The 13363-nt window shown below is 58.2% G+C and carries 13 protein-coding genes; 7 read left to right on the top strand and 6 right to left on the bottom strand.

Annotated elements, in window-relative coordinates; translation table 11 throughout:
* Nucleotides 1–37: 37 nt before the first annotated feature.
* Nucleotides 38–613 carry an NADPH-dependent FMN reductase gene (locus GNX18_RS07915; protein WP_166216844.1) on the bottom strand — a complete coding sequence of 192 codons (576 nt, stop codon included), beginning with the start codon at nucleotides 611–613 and terminating at the stop codon, nucleotides 38–40.
* Between the two features lie 205 nt (nucleotides 614–818).
* On the opposite strand from GNX18_RS07915, the gene GNX18_RS07910 reads away from it, so the two are divergent.
* The 5 genes from GNX18_RS07910 (at nucleotide 819) to GNX18_RS07890 (ending at nucleotide 5357) form a co-directional block, all read left to right on the top strand.
* Nucleotides 819–1730: a LysR family transcriptional regulator gene (locus GNX18_RS07910; protein WP_166216841.1), complete on the top strand. Its 912-nt coding sequence runs from the start codon at nucleotides 819–821 to the stop codon at nucleotides 1728–1730.
* Between the two features lie 61 nt (nucleotides 1731–1791).
* Entirely contained in the window at nucleotides 1792–3174 is a 1383-nt protein-coding gene (locus GNX18_RS07905) for a hypothetical protein (protein ID WP_240914294.1), read from the top strand.
* Nucleotides 3175–3233: 59 nt separating this feature from the next.
* A complete protein-coding gene (locus GNX18_RS07900) occupies nucleotides 3234–4046 on the top strand; it encodes a DUF4349 domain-containing protein (RefSeq protein WP_166216838.1) in 813 nt (270 codons plus the stop codon).
* A 115-nt stretch (nucleotides 4047–4161) separates the two neighbouring features.
* Nucleotides 4162–5016, top strand: a complete 855-nt coding sequence (trxA, locus tag GNX18_RS07895; protein ID WP_166216835.1) for a thioredoxin — start codon at nucleotides 4162–4164, stop codon at nucleotides 5014–5016.
* A gap of 23 nt (nucleotides 5017–5039) precedes the next feature.
* A complete protein-coding gene (locus GNX18_RS07890; protein WP_138234104.1) occupies nucleotides 5040–5357 on the top strand; it encodes a YqfO family protein in 318 nt (105 codons plus the stop codon).
* Nucleotides 5358–5524: 167 nt separating this feature from the next.
* Here GNX18_RS07890 and GNX18_RS07885 read toward each other — a convergent pair whose 3' ends face one another.
* From GNX18_RS07885 to GNX18_RS07865, 5 genes are all read right to left on the bottom strand, one after another.
* Complete coding sequence (locus GNX18_RS07885; RefSeq protein WP_166216832.1) at nucleotides 5525–6061, bottom strand: NUDIX hydrolase; 537 nt, start codon at nucleotides 6059–6061, stop codon at nucleotides 5525–5527.
* Nucleotides 6062–6092: 31 nt separating this feature from the next.
* Nucleotides 6093–7592 carry a Na+/H+ antiporter NhaC gene (nhaC, locus tag GNX18_RS07880; RefSeq protein WP_166216829.1) on the bottom strand — a complete coding sequence of 500 codons (1500 nt, stop codon included), beginning with the start codon at nucleotides 7590–7592 and terminating at the stop codon, nucleotides 6093–6095.
* 69 nt (nucleotides 7593–7661) lie between these two features.
* Entirely contained in the window at nucleotides 7662–8948 is a 1287-nt protein-coding gene (gene arcA / locus GNX18_RS07875) for an arginine deiminase (RefSeq protein ID WP_166216826.1), read from the bottom strand.
* A gap of 13 nt (nucleotides 8949–8961) precedes the next feature.
* On the bottom strand, nucleotides 8962–10395 hold the full coding sequence (locus tag GNX18_RS07870) for a basic amino acid/polyamine antiporter (RefSeq protein WP_166216823.1): 1434 nt from the start codon (nucleotides 10393–10395) through the stop codon (nucleotides 8962–8964).
* A 109-nt stretch (nucleotides 10396–10504) separates the two neighbouring features.
* Nucleotides 10505–11512: a hypothetical protein gene (locus GNX18_RS07865; RefSeq protein WP_166216820.1), complete on the bottom strand. Its 1008-nt coding sequence runs from the start codon at nucleotides 11510–11512 to the stop codon at nucleotides 10505–10507.
* A gap of 36 nt (nucleotides 11513–11548) precedes the next feature.
* Between GNX18_RS07865 and GNX18_RS07860 the strand changes: the two genes are divergently transcribed.
* Nucleotides 11549–11965, top strand: a complete 417-nt coding sequence (locus tag GNX18_RS07860; RefSeq protein ID WP_166216818.1) for a hypothetical protein — start codon at nucleotides 11549–11551, stop codon at nucleotides 11963–11965.
* Between the two features lie 84 nt (nucleotides 11966–12049).
* Nucleotides 12050–13348 carry an efflux RND transporter periplasmic adaptor subunit gene (locus GNX18_RS07855; RefSeq protein WP_166216815.1) on the top strand — a complete coding sequence of 433 codons (1299 nt, stop codon included), beginning with the start codon at nucleotides 12050–12052 and terminating at the stop codon, nucleotides 13346–13348.
* The last annotated feature ends 15 nt before the right edge of the window (nucleotides 13349–13363 follow it).

The raw sequence follows: 13363 nt of genomic DNA, 5'->3' as shown, positions 1-13363 counted from the left end.
TTCCCCACCTCAGTTCCTGTATCTGAGCTCCCGTGGATCAGATCACCATCGCCGCCAGGGTCTGTTCCACCAGTGTGCGCAGCTGAGTCTTTGCGCTCTCGTCCACCAGGTTCCCCTCTGCATCAAATGCGTTCATGGAAGCCGGCACCGCCAGCATGGTGGGGGCGATCCAGGTGCCGAGCGGTTGCAGAATATCCCGCAGGTGGTTCAGCCCGCGCATACCACCAAGGCCGCCCGGGGAGGTGGCAAACAGTGCAGCGCGGCGCCCCTGAAACACTTCTGCGCGACCGTACTGACCATCGGGACGGGACACCCAGTCAATCAGATTTTTCAGTGCGGCAGTGACCGAACCGTTGTACTCGGGGCTCGCAATCAGCAGGCCGTCGGCACTGGCAAACAGGTCCTTCAGGCGGCTCACGGGCTCCGGTACACCGACGGCCTCAATATCTTCGTCGAACAGGGGCAGGGGATAATCGCGCAGGTTCACTTCCACCACCTCGGCACCGGCGTCCCGCGCCATCTGCGCGGCGGCGGTTGCCAGCTGACGGTTCCAGGAGTCCTGACGCAGGCTGCCGGCAAGGGCCAGCAGGCGAGGTTTGCGATTGTTGCTCATGATGGATTTTCCTTTGATGCGTGTTTGCGGAGATTCCGCCGAATGCGAAACGCCGGTAACGTTCCAAACCAATCTCAATGGCGGCCATTCTGTCCTAACTTAGGAAAGACAGAAATAGAATATTCGCAACGCTTCTGTGCGTAGTTGCACAGAAGTCTGAGGCGCAGTAGATTGCATACCAAGCAACTGGCACAAGGAGACCCGGATGTCTGGCACCGCGGTCAAGGACTGGAACAACCTGCACTACGCCCTGGCGGTGGCCCGCGCGGGCACACTGTCGGGCGCGGCGCTGGAGCTGGAGGTGTCGCATTCCACCGTGTTGCGGCGGATAGACGCACTGGAGAAGGCGCTGAAGACCAGGCTGTTTATCCGCCACCCCCGCGGCTACGTGCCCACTGAAGCGGGGCAGATACTGATGAGTGCGGCGGAAAATATGCAGGATCAGCTGGACCTGCTGGTGGGGAAGATGCAGGGCGTGGACGAGGCGCTGCATGGCACGCTGATCATCACTACCGTAAACACGCTGATCCCGCAGCTGATGCCCATGGTGCGCGGTTTTCAGGCCGAGAATCCCCAGGTGCGCCTGCATTTGGTGGCAGACCAACGCCATCTGCGCCTGGAGCACGGAGAAGCGCACATCGGCATCCGTCCGGGGGCAAAACCCACGGAACCGGACTATGTGGTGCAGCCGGCTATCTCCCTGCAGAACACCCTCTATGCATCCGAGGAGTACGTTCGCGAGTGCGGACCGCTGAACAGCCGCGACGACCTGTCTGGCCACCGCTTTATTGCGCCCATCAAGGCTTACGATTTCATTCCCAGTCTGGATTGGATCGCCAGGCAGGTGCCAGAGGAACAGATTGTGTTTCGCTGCAATGAGTTCTCCGGATTCGAGGACGCTGCCCGCAATGGCGTCGGCATTGCCGCGCTGCACAGCTGGTGCGCGGAAACGCGCCCCGGTCTGCGTCGAATGCTGGAGCCGCCGCGGGAGTGGCGCACAAACCTGTGGCTCGTCACTCACCGCGACATGCACCGCACACGCAAGGTGCAGTTGTTCCTGGAGTGGATCAAACGGGAGCTTGCGCTCCTGCCACCGGAGATCGGCGTGCAACCCTGAATCGGCTATGATCGTCGGCAGTCGATTTGAACTTGTGAACTCTGCAACGGGAAGCAACGACGTGAAAAAAATAACGATCTCCGCGGCAATGGGCCTGTTACTCGCGATAGGGGCAGGCTGCGACAGCCGCACTAAGAACGGGGCGCGGGAATCCGACGCAACCGAAACCACGGCATCCGCGCAGCAGGGTGAAACCGCAACCGCGCCCGAGAATACGCAAAATGACGCCGCGCTGGACCAGCTGGCGGAAGACTATGTGCGGCTGGTGCTCACTCTCGGTAATCACGATAAAAGCTATGTAGATGCCTATTACGGGCCCGCCGCCTGGAAAGCCGAGGCGGAAGCGGATCAAGCCTCGCCGGCGGAACTGGCGAGTCGCGCGGAAGCACTGCTGGCGAAATTGCCGCAGACTACCGAGCCTGCGGGCAATCTGCAGGCCCTGCGTCAGCATTACCTAAAAACCCAACTGTCCGCCGTTACCTATCACGCCCATCACATTGCCGATGCGAGCTACCGCAATTTCCAGCGCGAGGCCAAAGCGCTGTATGACACCGAGCCACCGGTGCAACAGTACGCCGAATTCGAGCCGGTGCTCGCGGCACTCGAACAGGAACTGCCGGGCGGCGAGCCGCTGCATCTGCGCATACAGCAATTCCAGCAGCAGTACCGCATTCCCGAAGACAAGCTGGAGGCGGTGTTCAATGCGGCAATCGACGAATGCAAGAAACGCACAAAGGCGCATATCCAGCTGCCTGAAAATGAGAGCTTCCGCCTGGAGTACGTGCAGGACAAACCCTGGAGTGGCTACAACTGGTACCAGGGCAATGCCCACAGCCTGATCCAGATCAACAGCGAACTGCCCATCTATATCGACCGCGCCGTGGATCTCGGCTGCCACGAGGGCTACCCCGGCCACCATACCTACAACACATTATTGGAACAGAAACTGGTGAAGGACCGGGGCTGGGTGGAGTACAGCGTGTATCCGCTGTTCAGCCCGCAATCCCTGATTGCCGAGGGCAGCGCCAATTACGGTATTGATCTCGCCTTCCCGGGCGAGGACAAAACGCGCTTTGAACGGGAAACCCTCTACCCGCTAGCCGGCCTCGACCCCGCTGGTGCGGAAAAATACCAGCGGGTACTCGACCTGCTGGCGAAACTGAAGTTTGCAGAGAACATCGTCGCGCGCGAATACATCGACCGCGAGATAGACCGCGACGAGGCCATCGCCCGCTTCCAGAAGTACACCGGAATGAGCCCGGAAAAGGCTGCGCAGCGGGTAAGGTTCGTGGATACTTACGGCGCCTACGTGATCAACTACAACTGGGGCAAGCAGCTGGTACAGGAATATGTCGAGCAAGGCGCGGACTCGCAGGACGAGCGCTGGCGTAAATTCGCCAAATTGCTGTCATCGCCGCGGTTGCCGTCGTCATTGCACTGGTGAGAAAGTTCAGCTTTGATGGGGAACCCAGAGCGTGATTTTTTATTGGAAAGAAGGCAACAATGAATAATTTGCGATCATTATTTTTGTTATTTTTGGTATTTCTGGTTTCGTGTTCGAGCAGGGATTCTGACGATTCCGCCATGATGGCAGAAATCGTCGGATCTGCGGCGATGAAAGCCGCAGAAATAAACCAGCGGCAGCGCGACCGCTATCTTGCGTATAAGCATCATTTATCCGTAGCTCTCCCCCCCGCCCAATTGGAGAAAAAGTACAACCAGATTCTGGCATGGTGCAGCGCCGACGAACGTTACCGCTGCACCATGCTGCAGAGCGAGTTACAGACCGATAACTACGTCAATGCACGAGTGGAATTACGGATCGTACCGGAAGGGGTTCCCCAACTTTTGGAGTTGGCATCGGGAGCCGGAGAAGTTACCAGTAAAGCTACCTCTGCCGAGGATTTGGGCGATGCCATCGTCGATAATCAGAAACGTCTCGAGATGTTGAATAACTACAGAGATCGACTCGAAACGCTGAGTGGAAAGCCCAGCAATGACGTGGATGCGCTGATCAAGCTCGCAGGAGAGATGGCCAAAGTTCAATCAGATCTGGAATTGGCCAGCGGTGAGCGCCAGAGACTGCTGCAGCGCGTTGAGATGGATCTGGTTACCATTAATTTCATCGTCTACACCCAGCGCTCTTTCCTGTACCCAATCAAAGTTGCATTCAAGGAATTTGGAGGCAGACTGTCCAATGGAGTTGCTGATGCGGTCAGTGCAGTCGCTTATTTATTACCCTGGTCACTCCTGCTGTTAATGATCGTATTCATTGTTCGCGCAATATGGCGGCGAGCCCGGCGCGCAGGCAAATAGTTGTTTTGTCGAGGCAAAGGATGTGGAAGGTGAGATCCAATACCTGAAACTCAACAAATCAGCGCGGCAGCGTGTACCATTCAGCAAATACAGACGTGCTCAATGAGGATTGATTTTGAACGAACAGATTATCCATGTCACAGCCCAGAATGCCCAGCAGGTGTTGATCGAAGAATCCATGAAACGCCCGGTGGTGGTGGATGTGTGGGCCGACTGGTGTGAGCCCTGCAAACAGCTGATGCCGGTATTGGAGAAGCTGGCGAGGGAATACGCGGGCCAGTTCCTGCTGGCGAAGCTGAATGCCGATACCGAGCAGGTGCTGGCCGGCCAGCTGGGGGTGCGCAGCCTGCCTACGGTGATGGTGCTGAAAGATGGCCAGCCGGTTGACGGCTTTGCTGGCGCCCAGCCGGAAAAACAGATCCGCGAGATGCTGGATAAATACCTGCCCAAGCCCTGGGACCTGGCATTGGCGCGCGCGCAGAAGCTGGTGGGCGAGGGTGACCTGGACGAGGCACTGCCAATCCTGCGGCAGGCCTACACGGACTCCGGTGAGCGCGCGGATATCGCCAAACAATACGCGGCGGTACTGCTGGAAAAAAACCGCACCAAAGACGCAGAAGCGGTGCTCGGCAAGATTCTGCTGGCGGATCAGGACGGCGATTACCAGCAGCTGATGGCGCAGCTGGAGCTGAAACTGCAGGCGGCGGAATCCCCCGAGATCAAGGCGCTGCAGGAAGTTCTGACGGCCAACCCCGACGACTTCGATGCAGCCCACAAACTGGCGGTGCAGTACAGCCAGAACGAGCGCCACGAGGAGGCGCTGGAGCTGCTGCTGAACATTCTGCGCCGGGATATGGGCTATGCCGATGGCGCGGTGAAGCAGGCGTACCTGGATATCGTCAAGGCGCTGGGCAAGGGCGATCCGGTGGCGACGGCCTATCAGCGCAAGCTGATGACTCTGCTGTTCTGATTATTTTCTGAGAGGGCGGTGCGGTGTTCAAACTCTGCGTGTATATCCCCGAACCGCATCTGGAGACGGTGAAGCAGGCACTGTTTGCCGCCGGTGCCGGGCGCATCGGCGATTACGACAGCTGCAGCTGGCAGGTGCTCGGCACCGGCCAATTCCGCCCGCTGGACGGCAGCCAGCCGTTTATTGGCCAGCAGGGGAGGGTGGAACAGGTGCCGGAGTACCGGGTGGAAACCGTGTGCGCGGATGAGGTGGTGGACGACGTGCTCGCCGCCATGCGCCGCGCCCATCCTTACGAGGAGCCGGCGTTTGATCTGTGGCGACTAGACCCCCGGTGTGGCTGACGAAGTGTTGCGGTCAAAACTGAAGGTGAAGCGCTGGGTAGCCCTTTTCGAAAGCGTCGGCGACAGGGATGTATTCACAGCGGTTTCGAAAAGGGCTACCCAGTGATTCGCCGCCACCGAAACTCGACAGAACGAGGCGGGCTTTAAAGCGAGGAGGTTGTTTTGATTCAGAGCTTCCGTTCGATCACTTCGCGATGCAATTGAAACTCGCCATTGTCCCGGTCGCGGAAGTAGTGCTTCAGCGTTTGCGTCATCACCGGAAAGGCCATCTCGTCCCAGGGAATGTCTTTCTCCTCAAACAGTTCCACTTCCAGTGACTCCGGCCCAGGGCCGAAATCCATATCGGTGAGTTCCCCGCGGTACATCAGGTACACCTGATTGATGTGGGGGATGTCGTAAACCGCGAACAGTTCGTCGATACGGAGCTTGGCGCGCGCCTCTTCCCAAGATTCCCGCAGTGCACCCTGTTCGCTACTTTCGCCGTTTTCCATGAATCCGGCGGGCAGAGTCCAGAGCCCGTGGCGGGGTTCGATGGCGCGCTTGCACAGCAGCACTTGTTCGCCGATATAGGGCAGGGTGCCGACAATCACCCGGGGGTTTACATAATGAATGGCACCGCAAGCCCGGCACAGGTGGCGGGGGCGGTCGTCGCCGGCGGGGATCTCGAATACAACGGTATGGGCACAGTGGCTGCAAAATTTCATCGCGCAAGTATACGCGCAGTGCAGAATGGCGTCAGCCGTCTCGAGTGTCGCCACCCGCTTCCCGAGTGACCGGCCTGTCGAGCTTCACCAGTTTGAAGCCGGTATAGCCGTACAGCACGCTGAGCGCCGGGCTCGCCACGTTGAACAGGCAGAACGGCAGATACAGCAGCGTGGGTACGCCGAGAACTGCCGCCATAAACGCGCCGCAGGAATTCCATGGCACCAGCGGTGAAGTGACGGTGCCGCAATCGGCAGCCAGCCGCGACAGGTTCTGCGGGGCCAGGCCGCGCTTCTCAAACTCTGCGCGAAAGATACGCGTAGGCAACACCAGGGCGATGTACTGATCTCCGGCCACCACATTGAGGCCGAAAGCGCTGGCGAATACTGTGAGGAAGAGACCACCAATAGTTTTCGCGCGGTAGATCAGCGGGTTGATCAGTTGCTTGATCAGACCGAACTCATCCAGCAGCGCACCAAAGGTCACCGCACCCATAATCAGCCACAAGGTGTGCAGCATACTCGACATACCGCCGCGGGACAGCAGCTGGTCCACATCCGCGACACCCGACGCCATATGAAACCCGTTTGCCATCGCCTGCCAGATCGCCTTCACTGCGCCACCGATACCGAGAACATCCTCACCGGCAAATCCGGCATACACCGTCGGTTGCAGGAAGGCGCCGAGAATACTGGCAAATATCGCCGACAACAGCAGCGAAAGGGACGCGGGAAATTTGCGGACCGACATGATGACCAGCAACAACAGCGGCAACAGATTCAGAGCGGTGATGTGGTAGATACCGTTTAGGGATTTCAGCTCCACCGCCTGCTGTAATTCGCTCTGCCCCTCAATGTCGACGCGGCCGAGGCCGAGCAGCGCAAATATCACCGCGGCAAACAGAAATGCGGGCACCGAGGTCCAGGCCTGATTGCGGATGTGGGTGTAGACGTCCACCTTGACCATTTGCGAAGAAAGAATCGTGGTCTCCGACAGCGGCGACAGTTTGTCGCCGAGGTAAGCGCCCGAGATAACCGCACCGGCGGTAATCGCGGTGGAGACTTCCAGCATGGTGGCGATGCCCACCAGCCCCACACCGATGGTGCCGGCGGTAGTCCAGGAACTGCCGATGGACATGGCGATAACACCGCAGATCACCGCGCTCGCCACGTAATACCAAGTAGGGGACAGCGCCTGGATGCCATAGTAGACCAGCGTGGGGATGGTGCCGGAAAGATTCCATGTGCCGATCAGTGCGCCCACGGCGAGCAGAATGAAGATGGCACTGGTAATCGACGCCAGCGCGCCCTGGCCGGCTTTCTGCACCGAGCCCCACGAGTGACCATTCTTCAGGGCAATGAGGGCGGCGACCATGCAGCAGACAATTAGCGCGGTCTGGATTGGGCCGTCCAGTGCCTGCATACCGAACAGAGCCAGCGAGCTGCCAATCAGCAGCGCCAGCGTTACCAGCGGAATCAGTGCATCGAGGAGGGACGGTGTGCGGATGTGTTTGTGTTCACCTGGCATGGCCATAGTGAGAAATTCTCTCGCGCGCGGGGCAGCTCGGCGGCCGCCCCGCGCAGTTTCATCGCAATGGGAGTATCAGAAATCAACGGGATCGCGCGCAATCGGGCAGGTCATACAATGGCCTCCGCCACGGCCGCGTCCAAGTTCAGCGCCGACGATGGTAATCACCTCGACACCCTCTTTGCGCAGCTGTGTATTGGTGTAGGTGTTGCGGTCGTAGGCAAACACCACCCCGGGTTTCGCCGCGACAAGATTGTTGCCGCTGTCCCACTGCTGCCGTTCGGCGGCATAGTGGTCGCCACCGGTTTCCACCACGCGAATTTTCTTCAGGTGCAATGCCTTCGCCACCACCTCCACAAACGGCTTGTTTTCCAGAGTGATATGCAGGTCTTGAGCCTTGTCCTTCGGCCGCAGTACCAGGGTGTGTACCTGATTCATGATCTCCGGGTAAAGCGTGACCAGGTCGCGGTCGGCGAAGGTAAACACCGTGTCCAGATGCATCGCCGAGCGCAGCTTCGGCATCGCCGCCACGATTACCTGTTCCGCCGCGCCCTTTTCAAACAGCGCCGCAGCCAGCTGCGAGATGCCCTGGCGCGAGGTGCGTTCGCTCATACCGATCAGCACAATGCCGTTGCCCACCGGCATCACATCGCCGCCTTCCACGGTGGCGAGCCCGAAGTTTGTGTCCGGGTCGCCCCACCAGACTTCAAATTTCTCTTTGGTAAACATCGGGTGAAACTTGTAGATCGCGGTGGTGAGAAAAGTCTCTTCCTTGCGCGCCGGCCAGTACAGCGGGTTCAGGGTAACACCGCCGTATAGCCAGCAGGTGGTGTCGCGGGTGTAGAGTGTGTTTGGCAGCGGCGGCAGTAGGTACTCGGTCGCGCCGTGGGCTTCACGGGCGAGTTCCATGAAATCGGATTTGGAGAACGCATCCGGCAGGTCGATCACCGACAGGCCGCCGATGAGGAATTCCGCCAGCTCGCGCGGCTCAAGGCTTTCAAGGTAGGCACGGGTGTCTTCCATCATGCCGATACCGACGTTATTCACGGTGATCTTGCGGTCCAGCAACCACTTGCGCGCTTCCGGAATGGCGACGGTCTCGGCGAGCAGGTTGTGCATTTCCACTACGTCAATGCCAACGTCACGCATTTTGGTCATGAAGTCGAAGTGATCGCGTTTGGCATTTTGCACCCACAGGACATCGTCAAATAAAAGATCGTCGCAATTGGTCGGAGTAAGACGGGTGTGCGCCAGGCTCGGAGCGCAGACCAAAACTTTACGCAGTTGGCCGACTTCGGAATAAACGCCGAGAGTGGCGGCAGACTTGGATTTGGACTTGGGTTCGGACTTGGAACTGGCCATGAAAAAACTCTCTCTAGAGGACGATGGCACCGGTAATGAGCGAGTAAATACCGATGACGGCGCCGACAATGATGGCGGCGAACAGAATGAGTTCCTTACCGTTAAAAGTGCGCAGGTTCAGCTCCCGGCGCGCGAGAATGAACAGTAGTGTGCCTGGTGCAAACAGGATGCAGGCGAGCAGCACATGTTCCAACCCACCGGCGAGAATCATGAAAAACGTATACAGAGCGGCGATGATGCCGACGGTCAACTCGCGGTTGCGCAGACGCGCCGGATCAGATTCGTATGTCTCGCGGGTGAATGCGAGCTTGAGCCCGTAACCGGCCACCAGCAAGTACGGGATCAGTGTCATCGAACTGGTCAGTTCCAGCGTCAGATCAAACGCATACTGCGCAAAGATGGTCAGGATCAGAAAAATCTGCACCAGAATGTTGGTCAACCACAGTGCGGTAGATGGCACGCCGTTGCTGTTCTCACGCCCGAAGATCTTCGGTACCAGATCGTACTTGGATGCGGTGAACAGCGCTTCCGCACACAGCAGCGTCCAAGCCAGGTAGGCGCCCAGCACCGATATGATCAAACCCGCGCTTACGAATACAGCACCCCAGGTACCGACCACCGCCTGCAGCACACCAGCCATGGACGGCTGACGGATGTCGGCGATCTCCGGTCGCAACAGCACACCATAGGGCAGTAAGGTAACCAGAATCATCAAACACAGCACACCGAGAAAACCCATTACCGTGGCCCAACCCACATCTGCGCGATTCTTGGCGTAGCGAGAGAACACACTGGCGCCTTCCACACCGATAAATACGAACACCGTAACCAGCATGGTGCGGCGCACCTGACTCATCACGTCGGAGAGGTTGTAGTCGCCACCGCCCCAGAAATTTTCCACGAACAGATCTTTCTTGAACGCCATCGCCACAATGATGATGAACAGAATGATGGGAATGATCTTGGCAACGGTGACAATCTTGTTGATGGCCGCAGCCTGTTTGACACCGCGCAGGATCATGAAGTGGATGGACCACAGAATGACGGAGGATATAGCCACCGCTGGCACGGTGTTGCCCTCGCCGAACATCGGAATAGCGGCACCGAGAGTGGATTTGATGAGTACGAAATAGGTTGTGTTGCCGAGGCAACTGCCCGCCCAGAAGCCAAACGCGGCCATAAAGCCGATGTAGTTGCCGAAGCCGTCTTTGGCGTAGGTAAAGATACCGGCATCGAGATCCGGTTTGCGCACCGCCAGGGTCTGGAATACGAACGCCAGCATCAGCATGCCAGTACCTGCAATACACCAGGCGATCAGTGCGCCGAACGGACCCGTGGCATTGGCAAAGGTGGCGGGCAGCGAGAAAATACCGGCTCCAATCATGGAACCGACCACCATGCCCATCATGGTCGTGCGTGTCAGATTCTGCTGGGATTCTGTACTCATTGAACTTGCGGCCATTAGATAGCTTTGTTCAGTGTAGCTACTGGCATAAAACTCGACTCCGGCTTCATCCAATGCAATTTGCTATCAAACGGACCTTTAATATAGCGGCTTAGTTACCTCTGGATTCAGCTGCGCGCACTTGGCGATGGCCTACCAGGGAAAAAAAGCTGTAGAGCCCCACCATAGAGATCGCGTAGGCAATCGCCGCACCGGTTGCTTCAAATCTCGGTACCAACATAATCAACAGGGCTATTTGCGCGAGTGCGGCGAGTGCGAGCGCGGGAAAAATGACACGACTCTGCTTCCGGTGCTTCAGGTAGATCGGGGCGACCCCCATAAGCACCGTGGCCGACGTAGTGACCGCGAGAATACGGAAGGCGGTAGTGCCCTCAGTAACGAAATCCGGCTGAAACAGTCCGAGAATTTCCCGGGTGAATGTGAGTGCGATTAGCAGGAATAGTCCCAGCACCGGTAGCATCCACTGCAGCCGTTGCACCCGCAGGCGCCTGAGTGCAGTGTGGTCTCCCGTATCCAGAATAATCGAGAGCTCCCGCGCATAGACCCGGTTGGTGGTCGCTGCTAGCACCGCGGCGAGCCCGGCGGTAGACATGGCTGCAGCATAGGCGCCTGTTGCTGCGGCCGAAGGTTGCAGCCAGTCGAGCAGAATAATGGCGATCTGTGCAATGACGACCATGGACAAGCGGTATAACCAGAAAGGCATCGCTTCGCGCTGCCAGGATAAGTTGGCCCTCTCCGGCTTGAGCGCGCCGCCCTCTGCCGGCCATGCTTTTTTAACCCAGTAGGTGGCGAGGGCGAGTCCAAAGCACCAGGAAATCAACCAGCAGAGGATACCCATGGCACCTGTTGCCTGCGGGGAGGCAACCAGTGCAATACAGACAAATGCCAAGGTGAGCACAGGCACAAATAGATAGGTGACTGTCGTTGCGCGCACGCAGTCGCCGGTGGCGCTGATCACTGCGCACAGGTAGTAAGTCAGTGCGCCGAGAGGCAAGGCGAGCAGACTGTAATAGATGGCATTCAAGACGTCGTCAGAGAATTCGCGTAATTCCCGAGCCCACAACAGCGTCAACGCGGCCACCACTATGGCGCCAATCATCAGGCGAGATAATGAAAAAAGAAAGTAGTGCGCCGCGTGTCCGTGATGCTGGCGAGAAAATTTGGCCGGCATTATGCGCAGGGCATACTTGTCCAACCCTTGGGAAGTTATCGCCAGGATCAGATGAAAGACCGCTACCGCGACAACATAGTTTTCGAATTCGGCTACGGCCAAGTGGCGTGCCAGTATCAAATTGATCAGAAAGACAATGCCGTGGCCGGTGAACGCGATGACCGCCAGCTTACCGACTTCCGTGAAATGTTCGCGTCTGGAGACGATCAACATCGTGGCTGCGAAATGTCTGCTGTTTTAGGTGTGCGCGTGAATGGGGGATTGCGTGTATCCCGTGCAAAGTTTAGTTCGGCGCATCGAGAACGCGTCGGACATTGTCGATCACGCTGGAGCGGCATCTCCAAATCACAGATTCGCTTAACAGCGGCTTTTGGCACTTGATTAGTCTCATTCGGCGGTTTGGTGAAGGGCGCCATCTATAGTTTGAATATGTGTCGTAGTCCAATTGGCTGTGTGTTTTAGCTGATGTTGAAAGCCCTGTTCCCCACGCCGGTCATTGCGGCGCTCATTTTGCTGTGTGTGAGTGCCTGCGGAGACAAAGGTGAAGACACGCCGGCTCCCAAGCCGCCGCCGGTGGAGGTACTCGCAGTGCGTGCGCATCAGGTGGTTCCCCGCTATGAGTATGTGGGGCGCGTTGAAGCCACCGATGAGTTCAAGGTGCGTCCTCGGGTTGAGGGGTATATCGAGAGCCGCAATTTTATTGAGGGGCAGATGGTTCAGCAGGGGGAGTTGCTGTATGTCATCGACCCCAGGCCGTTTGTGGTTGCGCTGGAAAACCAGCGGGCCAACCTTACCCAGGCCCAGTCCGCGTTGGTCATCGCCGAACGCAATTTCCGCCGCGGCAGAGAACTGGTGCGCACCGGCGCCATCAGCAAGGTTCAGATGGATGAACTCACCGGCAACTATGAAGCGGCGCAGTCCCAGGTAGAGGCCATGCAGGCCAATGTGGACGCAGCGGAGCTTAATCTCAGCTTCACCCAGATCCGCGCGCCGCTTACCGGTATCATCGGCCGCAGCCAGTTTACCGACGGTTCACTGGTGGGCCCGAACTCCGATCCATTGACATCGATCGTGCGTATGGACCCGATCTTCGTGAATTTCGAAGTGCCGGAACACCGCCTGTTTGTGGTCCAGGAAGAGGCGGAGCGGCGTCGCCAGCAGGGACTGGCGCCGGAGCGGCGGGAAGTACGCATAAAACAGCCCAATGGGGTGCTCTATCCACATCCTGGCGTGATTGTATTTGTCGACAACCAGATCGACCCGACGACTGGCTCGGCGCTCGTGCGTGCGCGCTTCCCGAATCCTGAGCAGTTATTGGTACAGGGGCAGTTTGTGCGGGTGGAGATCAGCGTGTTTTCCGGCAAGGAATCCATCAAACCCCTGATCCCCCAGGCCGCCGTGCAGGAAGACATGCAGGGGCGGTTCGTCTATGTGGTGGATGACAATAACATCGCGCACAAACGCTACCTGGAACTGGGGCAGCGGGAGGGGGAACTGTGGGCGGTGGATAAGGGGATGAAGCCCGGTGAGCGGCTGATCGTGAATGGCCTGCAACGGGTGAATGCCGGCGAGGCCGTGACGCCGCAGAATACTGCACTGAACCCCTACAAGGGGCTGAAGACGATAACACCTCCGCAGACCACCAGCCCGGTAATGCAGCTGCGTGAAGGGGACGTGCCTGAAAAGGAACGCGCCAGATCCGGCGCCGCCGACACCGATCCGACACGGGACAGGGAGCCGGATGCGTATCTCGATGGCAAATAATCCACAGCAGTGTTC

The organism is Microbulbifer sp. SH-1 (assembly GCF_011326135.1).
Lineage (GTDB): Bacteria > Pseudomonadota > Gammaproteobacteria > Pseudomonadales > Cellvibrionaceae > Microbulbifer > Microbulbifer harenosus.
This window is presented reverse-complemented; position numbering and strand designations above follow the sequence as displayed.

Bases quoted from the DNA above. Each gene is read 5' to 3' on its own strand.
- arcA (WP_166216826.1), bottom strand. From the start codon at position 8,948: ATGGCCAGTTCCAAGTCCGAACCCAAGTCCAAATCCAAGTCTGCCGCC.
- GNX18_RS07900 (WP_166216838.1), top strand. From the start codon at position 3,234: ATGAATAATTTGCGATCATTATTTTTGTTATTTTTGGTATTTCTGGTT.
- GNX18_RS07865 (WP_166216820.1), bottom strand. From the start codon at position 11,512: ATGATTGGCGCCATAGTGGTGGCCGCGTTGACGCTGTTGTGGGCTCGG.
- GNX18_RS07915 (WP_166216844.1), bottom strand. From the start codon at position 613: ATGAGCAACAATCGCAAACCTCGCCTGCTGGCCCTTGCCGGCAGCCTG.
- GNX18_RS07855 (WP_166216815.1), top strand. From the start codon at position 12,050: ATGTTGAAAGCCCTGTTCCCCACGCCGGTCATTGCGGCGCTCATTTTG.
- GNX18_RS07910 (WP_166216841.1), top strand. From the start codon at position 819: ATGTCTGGCACCGCGGTCAAGGACTGGAACAACCTGCACTACGCCCTG.
- GNX18_RS07870 (WP_166216823.1), bottom strand. From the start codon at position 10,395: ATGAGTACAGAATCCCAGCAGAATCTGACACGCACGACCATGATGGGC.
- nhaC (WP_166216829.1), bottom strand. From the start codon at position 7,592: ATGGCCATGCCAGGTGAACACAAACACATCCGCACACCGTCCCTCCTC.
- GNX18_RS07885 (WP_166216832.1), bottom strand. From the start codon at position 6,061: ATGAAATTTTGCAGCCACTGTGCCCATACCGTTGTATTCGAGATCCCC.